The sequence below is a fragment of the Myxacorys chilensis genome (assembly GCF_059505265.1).
In genome coordinates this window covers 1-2,246 of record NZ_JCACKG010000306.1, presented here as the reverse complement: position 1 = coordinate 2,246, position 2,246 = coordinate 1, and the positions used below count along the sequence as shown (strand labels likewise).

Sequence of the window (2,246 nt, the reverse complement as noted above, 5' to 3'; positions counted from 1 at the left end):
GCCGCGACACAACCCCTCCTGCGCCAACCCGCCGCCCGTCCCCACCTTTTCTCCCGGCGTATATTCCGCCAGGAAGCAGGCGCACTTTTCGGTCAACGAGCCAGGGCTGGTATAGGCTTCGAACACGAACTGGAGGTGCTGCGGGTCGTAGCCGGTTTCCTCGATTGCTTCCCGCCGCGCCGTAATCAGGGGCGCTTCGCCGTCCAGCATTCCGGCGGGCACCTCCACCATCCAGGCCGAATCGCCGTTGAGATGCGGCGGCAGGCGGAACTGGCGGGTGAGGATAACCGTATCGGCTTGTGGCGCATGGAGCAGCACCGCGGCAGCGCTACCGTGGTCATAGACTTCCCGCAGCACCGTCTGCTCCGAGCCGTCGCGCTTGCGGTGGGTGATCTCGTAGCGATCGAGCCGTCCCCAGTTCTTGGCCAGTTCGGTGACTGTGTCGATGCTGATGTCGTTGTTCATGGGACTGCCTCCAGATGGCGCGAGCTATGCCGGAAACATAAGCGCTGCGCCAGGTCAGGATTGCGGCAGGTGCGTCGCCCGTAGCGTTTCCATCTGCTGTTCCACCGCACCAGGTCCCGCCCGGTCCCGCGCCTCGCCCGTGGCCGCCATGGCAGGATCGACCGGCATGTAGGTGCGGCTCCAGCGGCTGATCTGGGCAATGATCGGCAGGAGATCGATGCCCTTCTGGGTCAGCGAATAGATGGCCTTGAGCTTATGCTCAGGATCGCCGGCGCGTGTGACGATGCCGTTCTCCACCAGCATGGCGAGGCGATCGGCCAGGATGTTACTGGAAATTCCCTCTGCCGACTGGAGGAACTCGCGGAAATGCCGCTTATCGGCAAACATCAGGTCGCGAATGATCAGCAGCGTCCAGCGGTCGCCGAACACCTCGAGGCCTAGGTTGATGGGGCAGCCCGAGCGATACGAGAAATCGTTCATGACTTGACACTATCTTCTATGCTTGCGAAAAGCAATCACTTGCATTTTGCAACCGTGGAGGACGGGAATGACCACATTCGTGATCGTGCATGGGGCTTGGAGCGGCGCCTGGGGGTGGGACAAGGTTGCGCCCCTGCTGCGTGCCAAGGGTCATGCGGTGCATGTGCCGACGCTGAGCGGATTGGGCGAGCGCGTGCACCTCGCCGAACTGCCGATTACCCTTTCCACCCATGTCGACGACATCGTCAACGAGATGGTCTTTCATGACCTCCAGGACGTGACGCTCGTCGCCCATTCCTATGGTGGTTTTGTCGCGACCGGCGTGGCCGAGCGCGTTTTCGATCGCATTGCCGCCATCGTTTACCTCGACGCCTTCATTCCCGAAGACGGGCAGTCGTTCCAGAGCCTGATCGGCGCAAACTATACCGAGCCGCTCGTCCCGGTGCCCGAGTTCGAGAGCAACGAATACACAACCCCTGCCGAGGCCGAGCGCGTTCGTGCCCTTTGCACCTCGCAGCCGGTCGGCACCTTTACCGAGCCGCTCCGCCACACCGGCGCTTACAAGAACATCGGACGCAAGACCTATATCCTTGCCGCCGGCTGGGACGGCTTTGGCAGCTATGCCGAACCGCTGCGCAACGATCCGGACTGGACCGTTCGCGAACTCCCCTGCGGCCATGACGTGCCGCTCTTGATGCCGGATGAACTCGCCGCCTTGCTCGAAGAGGCCTAGCTCAGGCATAAGCGGGGCATGCGATCGATCCTTATCCTGGCCGCCCTGCTTGTCGGCGCTCCGCCCGCCCAGGCGCAACAAGCCTCCTGGCCCGAACAGAAGTGCGCCGCCTACCAGACGGCGTGGAACCAGGCCCTCGACGCTTTCGGCACAGACGGCATGAACTACGCCTTTATCGCCGGCAACGAGAACTTCATCGCCAGCGGCTGCGAGAGCCATGCCCCGGTCTGCCCCCAATCAACCGCCGAGCTCGAGATCGCCAACGCCCTCACCTTGGCGATGATGAATGCGGGCGCGGCCAGCACCTTCCTCCCGTTCCGCTGCGCCGCGCCTGAAACAACCGACGGCTGGACCGGCTCCGGCCTCTAGCACACTATCGCACAGCACGTGCGCCATCCGAACAAAGTGCGCAATGCGCCAAAAGGCGGATGCAGGTGCTTTGATTTTCCGCGCTGTGGCGGCTAGAAGGTTCGAACCATTCCAAACTAGGCGGCTTTCTCCCGCATAGGAATCTTCATGACGGTTCGTTCCCGACCTTTATCGCCGCACCTGCAGGTTTATCGCTGGA

General features: G+C 62.6%; 4 protein-coding genes. 2 read left to right on the top strand and 2 right to left on the bottom strand.

Annotation, left to right across the window (positions count from 1 at the left end; all coding sequences use genetic code 11):
• The coding region (locus tag AC5JLB_RS30395; protein ID WP_495877553.1) for an NUDIX domain-containing protein at nucleotides 1-465 on the bottom strand (465 nt) is incomplete at its 3' end.
• Between the two features lie 54 nt (nucleotides 466-519).
• Nucleotides 520-945, bottom strand: coding sequence for a winged helix-turn-helix transcriptional regulator (locus AC5JLB_RS30390; protein WP_495877552.1), 426 nt, complete (start codon nucleotides 943-945; stop codon nucleotides 520-522).
• A gap of 67 nt (nucleotides 946-1,012) precedes the next feature.
• Between AC5JLB_RS30390 and AC5JLB_RS30385 the strand changes: the two genes are divergently transcribed.
• The gene (locus AC5JLB_RS30385; protein WP_495877551.1) at nucleotides 1,013-1,678 is read left to right on the top strand and encodes an alpha/beta fold hydrolase; all 666 of its coding nucleotides are present in this window, start codon (nucleotides 1,013-1,015) and stop codon (nucleotides 1,676-1,678) included.
• Between the two features lie 18 nt (nucleotides 1,679-1,696).
• Nucleotides 1,697-2,047 carry a hypothetical protein gene (locus AC5JLB_RS30380; protein WP_495877550.1) on the top strand — a complete coding sequence of 117 codons (351 nt, stop codon included), beginning with the start codon at nucleotides 1,697-1,699 and terminating at the stop codon, nucleotides 2,045-2,047.
• Nucleotides 2,048-2,246 lie beyond the last annotated feature (199 nt).

What these genes read in the sequence shown, in the direction of transcription:
- AC5JLB_RS30390 (WP_495877552.1), bottom strand. Translation starts at nt 945, where the DNA reads ATGAACGATTTCTCGTATCGCTCGGGCTGCCCCATCAACCTAGGCCTC.
- AC5JLB_RS30385 (WP_495877551.1), top strand. Translation starts at nt 1,013, where the DNA reads ATGACCACATTCGTGATCGTGCATGGGGCTTGGAGCGGCGCCTGGGGG.
- AC5JLB_RS30380 (WP_495877550.1), top strand. Translation starts at nt 1,697, where the DNA reads ATGCGATCGATCCTTATCCTGGCCGCCCTGCTTGTCGGCGCTCCGCCC.